Here is a 16,335-nt window from a genome sequence, read left to right on the forward strand (position 1 = left end):
CCACCCGCCACGCGCATTTCACGCTCGACGGCAGCGGCCCGGCCTATCTCGAGGCGCCCAAGCTCGAGGAGTGGCCCGATGTGAACTGGACGCCCGACAAGGCGGCGAAGCGCGTCGATCTCGACACGCTGACCCCCGAGGTGGTGCAGAGCTGGAAGCAGGGCGACCGGCTGCTCTTGAACGGCAAGATGCTCACCGGGCGCGATGCGGCGCATAAGCGGATCAAGGACATGCTCGACAAAGGCGAGCCGCTGCCGGTCGAGTTCAAGGGCCGGGTGATCTATTATGTCGGCCCGGTCGATCCGGTCGGCGAGGAAGTGGTCGGCCCCGCCGGCCCGACCACCGCGACGCGGATGGACAAATTCACCCGCATGATGCTCGAACAGGGGCTGCTCGCGATGGTCGGCAAGGCCGAGCGCGGCCCGGCTGCGACCGAGGCGATCCGCGATCACAAATCCGCCTATCTGATGGCGGTGGGCGGCGCGGCCTATCTCGTTGCGCGTGCGATCAAGGGGAGCAAGGTCGTCGGGTTCGAAGATCTCGGGATGGAAGCGATCTACGAATTCGAGGTGCAGGACTTCCCCGTCACCGTCGCGGTCGATGCGGAGGGTAATAACGTCCACCAGCTCGCCCCGCTGGTGTGGAAGGACAAGATCGCCAAGGAGCATCTGCTCGTCGGGGCGTAACGTTTTCTCCTTCTTCTCCCCTCCCTTGAACAAGGGATGGGTCGGGGGCGGGTTGGCCTCGCGGATACCGGTCACCCAGCCCCATACCCACCCATCCCCAGCCCCTCCCTTCACGAGGGAAGGGGGGAGGGAACCACTTGCACGCTCTGCCATAAATAATGTTATGCTCCCCGCGGCCACGATCGCGAGGAGAGGCAGGTTGGACTACGAACAGATCCGCTATACGGTGAGCGACGGGATCGCGACGATCACGCTCGACCGTCCCGACAAGCTCAACGCCTTCACCGCGCGAATGATGCATGAACTGATCGACGCGTTCGACCGGATCGATGCCGACGACGATGTCCGCGCGGTGATCGTCACCGGCGCGGGGCGTGCCTTTTGCGCCGGGGCCGATCTGTCGGGGGGCGCCAAGACCTTCGACTATGAAAACCGCGGCGACGAATCCCCGGTCGGGCCGAACGGCGAGCTGCGTTATTCGAACGAAAGCGCGCGTGACGGCGGCGGCCGGCTGACCTTGCGGATCTTCGAATGTTTGAAGCCGGTGATCGCGGCGATCAACGGCCCGGCGGTCGGGGTTGGCTCGACGATGACCTTGCCGATGGACATCCGCCTCGCCAGCGACAGCGCGCGGATGGGGTTCGTCTTCGCGCGGCGCGGAATCGTGCCGGAGGCGGCGTCGAGCTATTTCCTGCCGCGCGTCGTCGGGATCAGCCAGGCGCTCGAATGGTGCTATTCGGGGCGGGTGTTCGACGCGGCCGAGGCGCTGAAGGGCGGGCTGGTCAAGGAAGTCCTTCCCGGCGATCGGCTGATCGCCCGCGCGACCGAATTGGCGCGCGAGATCGCCGATAATACAGCCCCGGTCTCCGTGGCGCTCACGCGGCAGATGCTGTGGCGCGGGCTGGGTTATTCGCACCCGATGGACGCGCACAAGGTCGACAGCCGCGCGATCCTGTCGCGTGGGCGATCGGGCGACGCCAAGGAGGGGGTGACGTCGTTCCTCGAGAAGCGCGCGCCGGTCTATCCCGATCGGGTGTCGCGCGACATGCCCGATTTCGTCCCGTGGTGGGAGGAGCAGCGGTACAGCTGAGCATGCTGCGTCGAAGCGCGATTCCCGCTCCCCGTTCGGGCTGAGCTTGTCGAAGCCCTGCACTTTTCTTCCATGCAAGAAGGACAACCTTCGACAAGCTCAGGGCGAACGGATCATATTGCCTGCTCGATGCTTAAGGGTGGCAATGGCGAAGGATGACGACAAGCGACTCGCCGCCGAGGCGGCGGTGGCGGAGGTGGCCGACGGGATGCTCGTCGGGCTCGGCACCGGCAGCACCGCGGCGTTCGCAATCGCCGCGTTGGGGCGCCGCATCGCGGAGGGGCTGAGGGTGGAGGCGGTCGCGACCAGCGAAGCGACCGCTGCCGCCGCGCGCGCCGTCGGCGTCGTCGTCCGCAATTTCAGCACGATCGCCACGCTCGACCTGACGATCGACGGCGCCGACGAGATCGATTCGCGGCTGTTCGCGATCAAGGGCGCGGGCGGGGCGATGCTGCGCGAGAAAGCGGTCGCTGCCGCCTCGCGCCGGATGGTTGTCATCGCCGATGGATCGAAGCGAGTCGCGGCGATCGGCGCGGCGAAAGTCCCGGTCGAGGTGCTGCCCTTCGCGAGCGCCTCGGTGGTCGCGGCGCTCGAACGGCTCGGCGCGGCGGTGGCGGTGCGCGCGGGTTATGTCACCGACAATGGCAATATCATCGCCGATTGCCACTTTCCCGCGATGCCCGATCCGCGCGCGCTTGCCGCGCGGATCGCCGCGATTCCGGGCGCATTGGGCCACGGCCTGTTTCTCGATGAGGTCGATGCCGCATATATTGCCGCCGACGGTAATGTTACGAGGCTGGAACGCGACGGATCGAGTGGCTAGGGTCCAAACTCACATAGGACAGCGTCGTGACGGAGCGGATTTTGGCGCCGGGCCAGGAGCAAGGAGAGAGCGATGCTTCTGCATCGTGATCGACGCGCGACGCCGCATGGCGCCACAAGACGCCCGCCGCGGAGCGGTCGCCCGGAGAAGTCCGCTGGACGGCGTCGCTTGCTTGCGCGTAGCGACTGCTAAGCGTCTGCGCTGCGCTCCATGGGGCACCCCACAAAGTCCTACTTTGTGGGAACCCCTTTGCCCGCGGACTTCTCCGGGCGATCACGGCGTTGTCCTATGTGAGTTTGGACCCTAAGGGGGCGGGGAATCGGCAACCGCGCGCCCGACCGGTGCGTTCGCCCCTATGACCCCGAACGAGGCTCTTTGATGACCGACACCGCTACCGCCCCCGCCGGCGTTCACGAAGACGGCAGCCCCGAACGGCTGGCGATCGACACGATCCGCACGCTTTCGATGGACGCGGTGCAGCGCGCCAATTCGGGCCACCCGGGCACGCCGATGGCGCTCGCGCCGGTCGGCTGGACCTTGTGGACCAAATTCCTCCGCTACGATCCCGACACCCCCGACTGGCCGAATCGCGACCGGTTCGTGCTGTCGGTCGGTCACGCCTCGATGCTGCTCTATTCGCTGCTCCACCTCGCCGGGGTGAAGGAACTCGACCGCACCGGCAAGCCGACCGGGCGTCCGGCGGTGAGCCTTGAAGATATCGAGGCGTTCCGCCAGCTTGGCTCGAAGACCCCGGGCCATCCCGAATATCGCCACACCACCGGGGTCGAGACGACCACTGGCCCGCTCGGGCAGGGTTGCGGCAATTCGGTCGGCATGGCGATCGCCGAGCGCTGGCTCGCCGCGCGCTACAACAAGCCGGGCTTCACCCTGTTCGATCACGACGTCTATTCGCTGTGCGGCGACGGCGACATGATGGAAGGCGTCGCGTCCGAGGCGGCGAGCCTTGCCGGGCATCTCAAGCTTTCCAACCTGTGCTGGATCTACGATTCGAACCATATCTCGATCGAGGGCGGCACCGATCTCGCGTTCGACGAGGATGTCGGCAAGCGCTTCCTCGGCTATGGCTGGAACGTCATCCATGTCGACGACGCCAATGACGTCGCCGCGCTGACCGCCGCCCTCGACGCGTTCCGCAAGACCGACGACCGGCCGACGCTGATCATCGTCCATTCGGTGATCGGCTGGGGCAGCCCGCGCGCCGGCAGCGAAAAGGCGCATGGCGAGCCGCTCGGCGTCGAGAATATCGCCAAGACCAAGGAAGCCTATGGCTGGCCGGCCAAGGATTTCTACGTGCCGGAGGGCGTGCAGGCGGCGTTCGAGCAGGCGGTCGCCGGGCGTGGCCGCCCGTTGCGTGAGGAATGGCAGGCGACGCTCGCCAAATATGAGGAAGTCGAGCCGGCGCTGGCCACGGAGCTCGATCTGATCCTCGCCGGCAAGCTGCCCGAGGACTGGGATGCCGATATCCCGGTGTTCGAGGCCGACGAAAAGGGCCTCGCGAGCCGCGATGCGGGGGGCAAGGTGCTCAACGCGATCGCCAAGCGCGTGCCGTGGCTGATCGGCGGGTCGGCCGACCTCGCGCCCTCGACCAAGACCGACATCAAGGGCGCGGCGTCGTTCGAGGCGAACAATTACGGCGGCGCGAACTTCCACTTCGGCGTGCGCGAACATGCGATGGGCGCGGTCGTCAACGGCATGACGCTGTCGGGGCTGCGCGCTTATGGCAGCACCTTCTTCGTGTTCCTCGATTATATGCGCCCGCCGGTGCGCCTCTCGGCGCTGATGGAGTTGGGCTGCACCTGGGTCTACACGCACGATTCGATCGGCGTGGGCGAAGACGGGCCGACCCACCAGCCGATCGAGCATCTCGCGATGATGCGTGCGACCCCGGGAATCGACACGATCCGCCCGGCCGATGCGAACGAGGTGGCCGAGGCGTGGCGCGCGATCGTCAGCGACGGCCAGCATCCGACCGCGCTGATCCTGTCGCGTCAGGCGCTGCCGACGCTCGATCGCAGCAAGTACGCCAGCGCCGCAGGCGTGGCGAAGGGCGCCTATGTCCTCGCCGACAGCCCCGATCCGCAGGTGATCCTGATCGCGACCGGCTCCGAAGTGTCGCTGGCGCTCGGCGCTTACGAGCAGCTCAAGAGCGAGGGGATCGCGGCGCGCGTCGTGTCGATGCCGTCGTGGTTCCGCTTCGAGCGGCAGGATGCGGCGTATCGCGAAAGCGTGCTCCCGGCCAAGATCACCGCGCGCGTCGCGGTCGAGATGGCGGGCGGGTTCGGCTGGGATCGCTATGTCGGCGCCAAGGGCCGCACCGTCACCATGTCGGGCTATGGCGCCTCGGCACCGGCGGGTAAGCTGATGGAAGCGTTCGGCTTCACCGTCGGCAACGTCGCGCAGATCGCCAAGGAAGCGCTGCAGGGCTGATTCGGGGTTGCAGCGGCGGGCCGGCCGCCAAATATCGGAATTCTACCGTTCGAATATGGAGTTGAATGCAATGGGACACCTCAACGACCTTGAAAGCCACGGTCAGGCGGTGTGGCTCGACTTCGTCGACCGGAAGTTTCTGAACGAGGGCGGGCTGGTTAAACTGGTCAAGGAGGACGGCGTCACCGGCGTCACCTCCAACCCGTCGATCTTCGAAAAGGCGATGGGCCACGGCACGGCTTATGACGAAAGTCTCGCGGCGTTCGACAAGGCCAAGCCCGATGCGTCGGCGATGGCGCGCTACGAGCATCTCGCGATCGAAGACATCCAGAACGCTGCGGATACGCTGCGCCCGATCTACGACCGGCTCAACGGCAAGGACGGCTATGTCAGCCTCGAAGTCTCGCCCAAGCTGGCCGAGGACACCGACGGCACGATCGCTGAGGCGGCACGGCTGTGGGCGGCGGTCGATCGCCCCAATCTGATGATCAAGATCCCGGGGACGCCGGAGGGCGTGCCCGCGATTGCCGCGTCGATCGCCGCGGGGATCAACGTCAACGTGACTTTGCTGTTCTCGATCGAGGCATATAAGGCCGTCGCGCTGGCGTTCGTCGAGGGACTCGAGGCGCGTGTCGCCAAGGGGCAGCCGATCGATCGCCTCGCCAGCGTCGCGAGCTTCTTCGTCAGCCGCATCGACAGCAAGATCGACGACAAGATCGACGCCGGGGTCGGCGGGGACGAGGCCAAGGCGCTGAAGGGCAAGGTCGCGATCGCCAACGCCAAGGCGGCCTATGCCTGGTATCAGGATTTCATCGCCTCGGATCGCTGGCAGAAGCTCGCCGCGAAGGGCGCGATGCCGCAGCGGCTGCTCTGGGCCTCGACCGGGACCAAGAACCCCGATTATCCCGACACGCTCTATATCGACGCGCTGATCGGCGCGGATACGGTCAACACCGTGCCGCCCAAGACGCTCGACGCCTTCCGCGATCACGGCACCGTCGCCGAGACGCTGACCCAGGATATCGAGGGCGCGCGCAAGGTGCTCGCCGACGCCGAGCGGCTCGGACTCGATCTCGACGGGGTGACGACCTTGCTCGTCGCCGAGGGGGTGCATTCGTTCATCCACTCGTTCGACGATCTGCTGGGGGCGATCGCGGCCAAGCATCCTGCCGCTGCCTGACGATTCCCTTGCGGAACGATATCCGCGCCCGGCGATTGAACGGGGCGGTAGTGGCGGAGGGACCATCATGACGATCGGCATCGTCGGCCTTGGCCGGATGGGCGGGAATATCGCACGGCGGCTGATGCGCGGCGGGCATCAATGCGTCGTGTGGGATCGTAACGCCGATGCGGTGAAGGAACTGGCCGGCGAGGGCGCGATCCCCGCCGATTCGCTCGACGCAATGCGCGGGCTGCTCGCCGATCCGGCGATCTGGTGGGTGATGCTCCCCGCGGGCGACCCGACCGAACAGACCGTCGCCGCGATCGGCGAGAAGGCCGCGCCCGGCACGATCGTGATCGACGGCGGCAACACCTTCTGGAAAGACGATATCCGCCGCGCGAAGGCGCTCGCCGCGAAGGGCGTGGATTATGTCGATGTCGGCACTTCCGGCGGGGTGTGGGGGCTCGAACGCGGCTTCTGCATGATGATCGGCGGACCTAAGGCCGCGGTCGACCTGCTCGATCCGATCTTCGACACGCTCGCCCCGGGAACGGGGAGCGTGCCGCGCACCCCCAATCGCGATCCCGCGGACAATGAGGATCCGCGCGCCGAGAAAGGCTATATCCACGCCGGCCCGGTCGGCGCGGGACATTTCGTCAAGATGGTCCACAACGGCATCGAATATGGGCTGATGCAGGCCTATGCCGAGGGCTTCGACGTGCTCGCCGGGCGCAATGCGGCGCAGCTGCCCGAGGGCGAGAGATTCGATTTCAACCTCGCCGATATCGCCGAGGTGTGGCGGCGCGGATCGGTGATCTCGTCTTGGCTGCTCGATCTCACCGCCACCGCTTTGGCCGGCGATCACGATCTGTCGCATTATTCCGGCAATGTCGCGGATTCGGGCGAGGGGCGCTGGACGATCGACGCGGCAATGGAGCAGGCGACCCCGGTGTCGGTGCTCACCACCGCCTTGTTCGCGCGCTATCGCAGCCGGGTCGATCATCTGTTCGGCGACAAATTGCTCTCCGCGATGCGCTACGGCTTCGGCGGGCATATCGAGCGTCCCGAATGACGTTAGTGGTCTGCGACGTCGACGGCACATTGGTCGACAAGCAGAAGCGGCTGAGCGAGGCGACCGTCGCGGCGGTCACCCGGTTGCGCGCGCACGGCTTCGGCTTCACCTTGATCAGCGCGCGGCCGATGTCGGGGATGATGGCGCTCGCCGAGCGGCTCGGGCTCGATGTGCCGATGGGAGCGTTCAACGGCGGGATCGTGTTCCGCCGCGACGGCTCGATCGCCGAGCATCACACGATCCCGCCCGAGGTGGCGCGCGGCGTGTTCGAGGCGGTGGGCGATGCGGCGGTCGATCGCTGGGTGTTCGCCGACGACCGTTGGTATGCCTCGACCGATCAGGGCGTGCATGTCGATCACGAGCGGATCGCCTCGGCGCAGGAGCCGGTCGTGCGTGCCGGGTTCGACGATCTGCTCGACCGGGCTGACAAAATCACCTTCGTCAGCGACGACCGCGAACTGCTCGTCGCGCTGGCCGAGCGGGTGAAGCCCTTCGCCGACCGCGCCACGATCGTCCAGTCGCAGGTCTATTATCTCGACGTCACCGCGCGCACCGCCAACAAGGGCGACGGCATCGCGGCGCTGGCGCATGCGATCGGGGTGCCGCTCACCAAGACGATCGCGATCGGCGATCAGGCCAATGACCTCGCGATGTTCGCGCGCGCCGGGCGATCGATCGCGATGGGCAATGCCACCGATGCGGTGAAGGCCGAGGCGGACGACGTGACGACCGCCAACGACGCCGACGGTGTGGCGCATGCGATCGACAATCTGATCCTTGGGAGAATGATGTGAAGCGTTTGGTGGCGTTCGATCTCGATGGCACGCTGGCGGAGAGCAAGCAGGCGATCCAGCCCGACATGGCCGAGGCGCTGGCCGATCTGCTCACCGTCGCCGATGTTGCGGTGATCTCGGGCGGGGACTGGCCGCAGTTCGACAAACAGGTCGCCTCGCGGCTCCCCGCGCGCGCCGATGTCGCGAAATTGTGGCTGATGCCGACCACCGGGACCAAGCTCTACACCTTCCGCAACGGCGCGTGGGGTGCGGTCTATGCCGAATTGTTCTCCGACGCGGAGAAGCAGCGGATCATCGAAGCGTTCAACGCCAGCCTCGACGCGACCGGCTTCGTTCCCGGGCAGACCTGGGGCGAGCGGATCGAGGATCGCGGCAGCCAGATCACCTTCTCCGCACTCGGGCAGCAAGCGCCGCTCGAAGCCAAGGAGAAATGGGACCCCGATTTCGCCAAGCGCCGGTTGATCCAGGCCGATCTGCGCCAGCGGCTGCCGGGGCTGGCGATCAACATGGGCGGATCGACCTCGATCGACATCACCCGCGAGGGGGTCGACAAGGCCTATGGGTTGAAGCGGTTGCGCGACGAGAGCGGGATCCCGCTCGAGGCGATGATGTTCGTCGGCGACGCGATCTTCCCCGGCGGGAACGACTATCCGGCGAAGGAACTGGGGCTCGATACGGTGCGGGTGCGCGATCCGCAGGATACGCTGGGGGTGATCGCCACGGTGGTGGCCTGCCAGAAGTAGATTTGGGCTCCCGCCTTCGCGGGGACACCAGGGGGAGGGGGCCGGGTTACCGCCCCTCCGCCACGATCGCTTCGGCGCGGTCGTGCAGCCGCTCCACCGCCGCGGCGTGAATCCCCTGCGTCGAGACGATCACCCCGAAGGCGCGCGGATCGGGTTTGTTGAAGGTCAGTTGCGCGCCGAAGGCGTCGCTCGTCGCCGCGCCGGCCTCGGCCGCGATTAGCGCGGCGGCGGCGATGTCCCACTCATTGCCCCAGCGCAAGGTCGCGACCAGATCGGCGCGATCGTCGGCGACCATCGCCATCCTCAACGCGATCGAATTGGGCTTTTCCACCGCGACCAGATCGCGGTCGACCTTGGGCAAGGCGTCGGTCGGTACGCGCGATCCGGGGAAGATCGCGCGATCGCCCGCGCGGATCGCAACGCCGTTGAGCGTCGCGCCCGTCCCCGCGCCGGCACGCCATGCCTCGCCGCGCGCCGGGGCGTCGAGCACCGCGAGCAGCGGCTGGCCGTGTTCGACCAATGCGATCGACACCGCCCAGCCGGGGCGTCCGCGGATATAGTCGCGCGTGCCGTCGATCGGGTCGACCACCCAGACGCGGTCGCGGGTCAGCCGTTCGGCGCTGTCGGCGGTTTCCTCGGACAGCCAGCCGGCATCGGGGAGCAATGCGGTCAGCCGCGCGCGGAGCATCGCGTCGATATCGAGATCGACCTCGCACACCGGGCTCCCCGGCACCTTTTCCCAGCGCGCGAAATCGGTCTGCCAGCGCGCCATCGCGAGCGCCCCGGCTTCGCGGGCGACCCCCGCGACCGCTTCGCTGAGCCGCGCGTCAGCCACCCGCGACCGTCATTCCGTCGATGCGCAAGGTGGGGACATTGGTGCCGTAGCGGAATTCGAGATCGTTCGCCGGGGTCAGCGCAAGGAACATGTCCTTGAGGTTGCCCGCGATCGTGAATTCGGCGACCGGGCGGGTGATCTCGCCATTCTCGATTCTGAAGCCCGCCGCGCCGCGGCTGTAGTCGCCGGTGACGCCGTTGACACCGTGACCGATCATTTCGGTGACATAGACCCCGCTGACGATATCCGCGATCAGCGTCTCGACCGGGACATGCCCCGCGTCGAGATAGAGGTTGCTGGTCGACACCCCCGGCGCGCCGCCGACCCCGCGCGCGGCATGCCCGGTCGGCTCCAGCCCAAGCTGACGCGCGGAGGCCGAATCGAGCAGCCAGGTTTCGAGCACCCCGTCCTCGACCAGCGCGGTGGGCGATACCGGCAGCCCCTCGCCGTCGAACGGGCGCGAGCGCAGCCCGTGCGGGCGGTGCGGATCGTCGCAGATGCGAATCCCCGCGGCGAACACCCGGGTGCCGAGCGCATCGAGCAGGAAACTCGTCTTGCGTGCGATCGACGGGCCGGAGATCGCCCCGGTCAGATGCCCGAGCAACCCGGCGCCGACGCGCGGATCGAGCACCACCGGCATCGCGCCGCTCTCCATCCGGCCGGGATCGAGCCGCGCCACCGCGCGCTGCCCCGCCTCGCGCCCGATCGTCTCTGGCGCATTGAGCCGGTGGCGATGGCGCGCGGAATGGAAGGCGTAATCGCGCTGCATCCCGCCGCCCTCGCCGGCGATCACGCTGGCGGAGAGGCCGAAGCCGGTGGTGGCATAGCCGCCCGCGAAGCCGTGGCTGGTGGCGAGCGCGATCACGCTTCGCGACGCGCTGGCGCCGCCGCCCTCGCTGTTGGTGACGCCGGGGACGGCGCGCGCGGCATCCTCGGTCGCGGCGGCGATCTCGCGCAATTCGGCGGGGGACAGTTCCGCGCGATCCTCAAGGTCGAGCGCCGGCGGCGCGCCGTGGAGCAAGCGCTCCTCCGGGGCGAGCCCGGCCCAAAGATCCTCGGGCGCCTCGCGTGCCATCGCCACCGCGCGTTCGACCAGCGCGTCCATCGCCTGCGACGACAGGTCGGAGGTCGACACGCTCGCCGAACGGTGCCCGACGAAGACGCGCAACCCGAGATCTTCGCTTTCCGACCGCCCGACATCCTCGAGCTTGCCGAGCCGGACCGACACTTCGCTCGAGGCATCGGCGGCGAAGATCGCATCGGCGGCATCGGCGCCGGCGCGGACCGCGCGCGCCACGATATCCTGAGCGCGATCGCGCGCCTGATCGGAAGTAAGCATGGCGGGGGACTTAGGGGCGCTGGGCTTAAAGTCCAGACCGGAACGAGTGGATGCGGCGCTATCGCTTAATCCGTGTCCCGGCGAACGCGGGGACCCAGATGCCAGGGCGCCGGCGTTCGAGCGTCGTGAGCAACCTTGATCCACCCCGGCGAAGGCCGGGGTCCAGCATCAGGCCGCTCGTGACTGGAACCCGGCCCTCGCCGGGGTGGACCAGTAAATTGAAGCCGATTTAACGCGCGGTGCTCTGGCGACCGCGTAGCCGGATCACGGACATCACCACGCCCCATGCCCTTGGCGCGCCGCGAGATGCTCGGCGATGCGGCGCCGGGTGGCGGGGGAGGTGCCTTCGGGGAGTGTATCAGGGGCGAACCAGCCGGCCTCGGCAATCTCGCGCGCGTCGGCGGCGTGGAGCGCGGCGGGATCGGCCACGCGCGCGACGAACACCACGACATGATCGTCCTTCGCCTGGCTGCGGTTGTGATAGACCCCGAGCAGCCCGGCGATCTCGACATCCGCCAGCCCGACCTCTTCGGCGAGTTCGCGGCGGATCGCCTCCTCGGCGCTCTCGTTTTTGTCGACGCCGCCGCCGGGCAGATACCAGCCGGCGATATAATGATGACGGACCAGCGCGATGCGCCCCGCGGGATCGGTCAGCAACGCACGCACCCCGAATGTCCGCGGGCGCGCCATTCGCCACCACAGCCGCATCGCGCGACCGGCTATGCGGTAGCGCAACGCGACCAAGGGCCTCAGGCCTCGATCGAAACGCTCAGGAAGCTCGGCACCGGCCCGTTCCACCCGTCGTCCGGGGTGTCGTCGCGCCGCTCGCGCTGGCGGCGCGGTTCGGGTGCGCGCTCGGCCTTCTGGGCAGGTGCGGTCTTCGCGGCGGGGGCGGACTTGCGCGCGTTGCGCGGTGCGTCCGGTGCCGGCGCGGCTTCATCGGCGCGGGGGCGGCGGCCGCGGCGCGGCTTTTCCTCGCGCGCCGGGCGATCCTCTGCCGCTTCGACCGCCGGGGCGGCGAGGCGGGCGATCTTCTGCCCGGTAAGCTTTTCGATATTATCGATATTCTCTTCGTCGTCCTTGCCGATCAGCGTGTAAGCGACGCCGGTCGCGCCCGCGCGGCCGGTGCGGCCGATGCGGTGGACATAATCGTCGGGATGCCACGGCGCGTCGAAGTTGAAGACGTGGCTGACGCCCTTGATATCGAGCCCGCGCGCCGCGACGTCGGAGGCGACGAGGATGTTGATATCGCCCTGCTTGAACCGGTCGAGCTCGGCCAGCCGCGCCGGCTGCTCCATGTCGCCGTGGATTTCGCCCGAGGCGAAGCCGTGCTTCTTGAGGCTCTTGTTGAGCTCGCGCACCGTCGTCTTGCGGTTGCAGAAGATGATCGCGGTGCGCACCTCTTCACCGCGCAGCAGCGCGCGCAGCGTGTCGCGCTTGTCGAACGCCGAGCCCTTCACCGGCACCAGCCATTGCGTGATGTTGGTGTTGGTCGTCGCCGGGCGCGCGACTTCGATCGTCTTGGGGTTGCTGAGGAAGCGATCCGCCAGTTTCTTGATCGGCGGGGGCATCGTCGCGGAGAACAGCAGGGTCTGGCGAGTGGCGGGCAGCTTGGTGCAGATCGTCTCGATATCGGGAATGAATCCCATGTCGAGCATCCGGTCTGCCTCGTCGATCACGAGCAGGTTGCACCCGGTGAGCAGGATCTTGCCGCGCTCGAACAGGTCCATCAGCCGGCCGGGGGTGGCGATCAGCACATCGACGCCCTTTTCCAGCGCCTTGACCTGATCGCCCATCTGCACGCCGCCGATCAGCAGCGCCATCGAGAGTTTGTGATATTTGCCGTATTTCTCGAAATTCTCCGCTACCTGCGCGGCGAGTTCGCGGGTCGGTTCGAGGATCAGGCTGCGCGGCATCCGCGCGCGGCTGCGGCCGTGGGCGAGGATGTCGATCATCGGCAGCACGAACGAGGCGGTCTTGCCGGTGCCGGTCTGCGCGATGCCGATGATGTCGCGCATCATCAGCACCGAGGGGATGGCCGAGGCCTGGATCGGGGTCGGCTCGTTATAGCCCGTATCGGCTACGGCGCGAAGCAGTTCATCTGACAGGCCGAGATCGGCGAAGCTCATGGCGGTTCCGAGAAAGAGCGGCAAGGCGCGCGCCCTCTCCGCCGGAACGCGATTGCGCGCGAAAAGTCAAGTTTTTGTGGTGTCGGGGCGCTATCGCTGCGCGACCAGGGCGCGGAAACGGACGATATCGCAGCGTGCGCCCGAACGCGAACGCAGCGCGTCGCGGCCGGCGCAGATCATCCCGTCCGAGGTGCGCTTGAGGTAGAAACCGGTGTAGAATTTGAGCGTCGGGCAATCGTCGCCCAGTTTGGCGCGCACCCGTGCGCCGTCCACCATTTCCAGATCGACGTCGCCGCCGTCCATCGCCGCCGCGACGATCGAATCCGACGAAACGCATTTCGGCGCGCGATTCTCGCGCCACCCGGTTGCGGTGGGCGGCGCGCGGTAGAGCGGGCGCGCATTGTCATTCGAATCGGTGCGCGGGATGCGGATCACCATCCGCTCGTGGATGATCACCTGCGCCCATTGCGTCCCCGCCATCGCGAAGGCGTCGGGCTCCCTCGCCGACGCCAGCAAGGGCGTGAGCGCGGTGAGCGTCAGGATGGGCAGGGCGCGATCGAACATAGGCAAACGGGACGAAACGTGGCGGATGGGATTTGAACCGTGGATGAATTGCGTGCGAAGGTGAAGATGATGACCCCCGACCAGATCCGCCTTGTCGATGCGCTCGCCGGCCATTTGCCGGCGCGCGTGATTGTCACCGATCCCGCCGAGATCGCGCCGTGGGAAACCGATTGGCGCGGCCGCTGGCATGGCCATGCCGCCTTGTTGCTCGCGCCGACATCGACCGCCGAGGTAGCCGCGATCGTCGCGGCGGCGGCGGCGCACCGCGTGCCGCTGGTGCCGCAGGGGGGCAATACCTCGATGGTCGGCGGCGCGACCCCGCCGGCGGACGGCGGCGCGGCGATCCTTTCGCTCCGGCGGATGAACGCGATCCGGTCGCTCGACGCCGAGGCCGGACTCGCGGTGGTCGAGGCGGGGGTGATCCTCGCCGAGCTTCACGCCGCCGCCGCGACGGTCGGGATGCGTTTCCCCTTGTCGCTCGGCGCGAAGGGGTCGGCGACGATCGGCGGGCTCGTCTCGACCAATGCCGGGGGGACGCAGGTGCTGCGCTTCGGGACGATGCGCGGGCTGGTCGCAGGGCTGGAGGCGGTGCTGCCCGACGGCCAGATCCACGACGGCCTCGCCGCGCTGAAGAAGGACAATCGCGGCTATGACCTCACGCAATTGCTGATCGGCGGGGAGGGGACCTTGGGGGTGGTTACCGCGGCGACGGTGCGGCTGGTGCCGGCGGTGGCGGCGCGCACGGTGGCGTGGGTCGGACTGGCCGACCCCGCAGCGGCGCTGACGCTGCTTCGTCGCTTCCAGCGCGCGAGCGAGGGCGTCGAGAGTTTCGAGCTGCTCCCCGCGGAATCGCTCGACGCGGTGCTGCGGCATATCCCCGGCACGCGTGCGCCGCTGTCGGGCGCGCATCCATGGCATGCCCTGATCGAGGTAACCGCCGCGCACGATGCGCGCGAGGCGCCCGCCGCGATCGTCGAACATATGCTCGGCGCCGCGCTGGCCGACGGGCTGGTGGCCGACGCGACGATCGCCGCGAGCGAGGCGCAGGCCGATGCCTTCTGGCGCATCCGCGAATCGATTTCTGAAGCGGAGCGCGCGACCGGCCCTGCGGCGCAGCACGATATCTCAGTGCCGATCGAGGCGATGCCGCGCTTCATGATCGAGGCGGCGGCGGCGTGCGAGGCGCGCTTCCCCGGCACGCGCGCCTCGGGCTTCGGGCATCTCGGCGACGGCAACGTCCATTTCCACGTCCGCGCGCCCGCCGGGGCGGATCGCACGCGCTGGCTGGCGCAGGAAGCGCCGGTCGTCACGCAGTTCGTCGACGATCTGGTGGTCGCCGCCGGGGGCTCGATCTCGGCCGAGCACGGGATCGGCCAGATGAAGCTCGGCGAGCTGGAGCGGCTGTCCTCGCCGGCCCGGATGAGCGCGTTGCGCGCGATCAAGGCGGCGCTCGATCCCCACAATATCATGAACCCCGGCAAGCTCGTGGCGCTTGCGCCGCGCGGGCCGGCCGAATAGGGCCTGCGAAGGGGGTGTGAGAGTCTGTTTGGAAAGGGCGGTTTCACCGCATGTGCGGCGCCGTCCGAAAGACCCGAAGGGCTTTTCCAACAGACTCTGATGGCCGCAATCGTATCTGTTGAGACTGGAGAGACTAATGGCCAGCGCGCCGCAGCAGCTTCCGCTTTTCTACAACGGCCTGGAGCCGCTTTCGAGCGAGCTGCACGCCAATTATCGTATTCGCCCGGCCAATGTCGCGCCGTTCCTCCGCGGGCAGCACGCCATCCCGCTGACGGTCGAGGAATTTCCGCTGGCGCAGCGGTTCATGCCGATCGTGTTCAGCGCGGGCGAGGACCCCGTGCCGCTGGCGCTGATGGGGCTCAACGAAGGCGTCAACGTGTTCATCGACGCCGAGGGCAAGCTGACCGAAGAGAATTTCTACGTCCCGGCCTATGTCCGCCGCTATCCGTTCATGCTCGCGCGGCTGCGCCCGGATGCCGACGAATTGTCGCTGTGCTTCGATCCGACCAGCGATACGGTCGGCGCGTTCGACGAGGGCGATGCGCTGTTCGACGGCAGCGAGCCGACCGAGCTGACCCGCAACATCCTGTCGTTCAACGAATCGTTCGAACAGGCCGGGCAGCGCACCGCCGCCTTCGCGCAGGAGCTGCGCGAGCTCGAGCTGCTGATGGAAGGCGAGGTTTCGATCCAGCACGAAGGCTATGAGCAGCCGTTCGTCTATCGCGGCTTCCAGATGGTCAACGAGGAGAAACTGGTCGATCTGCGCGGTGATCAGCTGCGCAAGATGGCCAAGTCCGGGATGCTGCCGCTGATCCACGCGCATCTCTTTTCGCTTGCGCTGATGCGCGATATCTTCGCGCGGCAGGTGCGCCTCGGCCTGGTGCCGCAGCCGACCCTGACGGTGTAAACAACGGGGAGGGGGACGCGATGAACAGGCCGATGGTCGACGCGCGCTATTCCGGCGTCGCGGTCACGCTTCACTGGCTCATCGCGTTACTCGTCCTGTTCAACCTGCTCGTCGGCATCGGGCATGACGCGATCCCCGCGTTGCGCGCGCTGATGCCGGCGCACAAGGCGGCGGGGATCACCGTGCTGGTGCTGACCGCGGCGCGGCTCGGCTGGCGGCTGGGGC

16 protein-coding genes are annotated in these 16,335 nt (G+C 67.8%); 11 read left to right on the forward strand and 5 right to left on the reverse strand.

The window, feature by feature from the left end; genetic code table 11:
* From BGN95_RS21335 to BGN95_RS21370, 8 genes are all read left to right on the forward strand, one after another.
* The coding region (locus BGN95_RS21335; protein ID WP_286773937.1) for a fumarate hydratase C-terminal domain-containing protein at window positions 1-686 on the forward strand (686 nt) is incomplete at its 5' end.
* A 199-nt stretch (window positions 687-885) separates the two neighbouring features.
* Complete coding sequence (locus BGN95_RS21340) at window positions 886-1,776, forward strand: crotonase/enoyl-CoA hydratase family protein (protein WP_286773938.1); 891 nt, start codon at window positions 886-888, stop codon at window positions 1,774-1,776.
* A gap of 145 nt (window positions 1,777-1,921) precedes the next feature.
* Entirely contained in the window at window positions 1,922-2,599 is a 678-nt protein-coding gene (gene rpiA / locus BGN95_RS21345; RefSeq protein WP_286773939.1) for a ribose-5-phosphate isomerase RpiA, read from the forward strand.
* A gap of 378 nt (window positions 2,600-2,977) precedes the next feature.
* Window positions 2,978-5,047 (forward strand): transketolase, encoded by a 2,070-nt coding sequence (gene tkt / locus BGN95_RS21350; RefSeq protein ID WP_286773940.1) that lies wholly within the window; start codon window positions 2,978-2,980, stop codon window positions 5,045-5,047.
* A gap of 70 nt (window positions 5,048-5,117) precedes the next feature.
* Window positions 5,118-6,227: a transaldolase gene (tal, locus tag BGN95_RS21355; RefSeq protein ID WP_286773941.1), complete on the forward strand. Its 1,110-nt coding sequence runs from the start codon at window positions 5,118-5,120 to the stop codon at window positions 6,225-6,227.
* A 67-nt stretch (window positions 6,228-6,294) separates the two neighbouring features.
* A complete protein-coding gene (gene gnd, locus BGN95_RS21360) occupies window positions 6,295-7,281 on the forward strand; it encodes a phosphogluconate dehydrogenase (NAD(+)-dependent, decarboxylating) (protein ID WP_286773942.1) in 987 nt (328 codons plus the stop codon).
* Entirely contained in the window at window positions 7,278-8,075 is a 798-nt protein-coding gene (locus BGN95_RS21365; RefSeq protein WP_265269530.1) for a Cof-type HAD-IIB family hydrolase, read from the forward strand. The genes gnd and BGN95_RS21365 overlap by 4 nt, the downstream gene beginning before the upstream one ends.
* Window positions 8,072-8,818: an HAD-IIB family hydrolase gene (locus tag BGN95_RS21370; RefSeq protein WP_179512293.1), complete on the forward strand. Its 747-nt coding sequence runs from the start codon at window positions 8,072-8,074 to the stop codon at window positions 8,816-8,818. Before BGN95_RS21365 ends, BGN95_RS21370 begins: the two co-directional genes overlap by 4 nt.
* A gap of 46 nt (window positions 8,819-8,864) precedes the next feature.
* On the opposite strand, the gene BGN95_RS21375 is transcribed toward BGN95_RS21370, so the two are convergent.
* The 5 genes from BGN95_RS21375 to BGN95_RS21395 all read right to left on the reverse strand — a co-directional run bounded on the left by BGN95_RS21375 (window position 8,865) and on the right by BGN95_RS21395 (window position 13,685).
* The gene (locus tag BGN95_RS21375) at window positions 8,865-9,653 is read right to left on the reverse strand and encodes a 3'(2'),5'-bisphosphate nucleotidase CysQ (protein ID WP_265269529.1); all 789 of its coding nucleotides are present in this window, start codon (window positions 9,651-9,653) and stop codon (window positions 8,865-8,867) included.
* Window positions 9,646-10,992 (reverse strand): TldD/PmbA family protein, encoded by a 1,347-nt coding sequence (locus BGN95_RS21380; protein ID WP_286773943.1) that lies wholly within the window; start codon window positions 10,990-10,992, stop codon window positions 9,646-9,648. Before BGN95_RS21380 ends, BGN95_RS21375 begins: the two co-directional genes overlap by 8 nt.
* 273 nt (window positions 10,993-11,265) lie before the next feature.
* On the reverse strand, window positions 11,266-11,727 hold the full coding sequence (locus tag BGN95_RS21385) for an NUDIX domain-containing protein (protein ID WP_209547672.1): 462 nt from the start codon (window positions 11,725-11,727) through the stop codon (window positions 11,266-11,268).
* 14 nt (window positions 11,728-11,741) lie between these two features.
* Complete coding sequence (locus BGN95_RS21390) at window positions 11,742-13,121, reverse strand: DEAD/DEAH box helicase (protein WP_286773944.1); 1,380 nt, start codon at window positions 13,119-13,121, stop codon at window positions 11,742-11,744.
* Window positions 13,122-13,211: 90 nt separating this feature from the next.
* Window positions 13,212-13,685, reverse strand: coding sequence for a hypothetical protein (locus BGN95_RS21395; protein WP_179512289.1), 474 nt, complete (start codon window positions 13,683-13,685; stop codon window positions 13,212-13,214).
* Between the two features lie 69 nt (window positions 13,686-13,754).
* On the opposite strand from BGN95_RS21395, the gene BGN95_RS21400 reads away from it, so the two are divergent.
* The 3 genes from BGN95_RS21400 to BGN95_RS21410 form a co-directional block, all read left to right on the forward strand.
* Complete coding sequence (locus BGN95_RS21400) at window positions 13,755-15,203, forward strand: FAD-binding oxidoreductase (protein WP_286773968.1); 1,449 nt, start codon at window positions 13,755-13,757, stop codon at window positions 15,201-15,203.
* A gap of 136 nt (window positions 15,204-15,339) precedes the next feature.
* On the forward strand, window positions 15,340-16,110 hold the full coding sequence (locus BGN95_RS21405; RefSeq protein WP_179512288.1) for a SapC family protein: 771 nt from the start codon (window positions 15,340-15,342) through the stop codon (window positions 16,108-16,110).
* A gap of 20 nt (window positions 16,111-16,130) precedes the next feature.
* Window positions 16,131-16,335 (forward strand): cytochrome b (locus BGN95_RS21410; protein ID WP_353744729.1); only part of this gene is annotated, 205 nt, incomplete at its 3' end.

The sequence above is a fragment of the Sphingomonas sp. 66-10 genome (assembly GCF_001897045.1).
Lineage (GTDB): Bacteria > Pseudomonadota > Alphaproteobacteria > Sphingomonadales > Sphingomonadaceae > Sphingomonas > Sphingomonas lycopersici.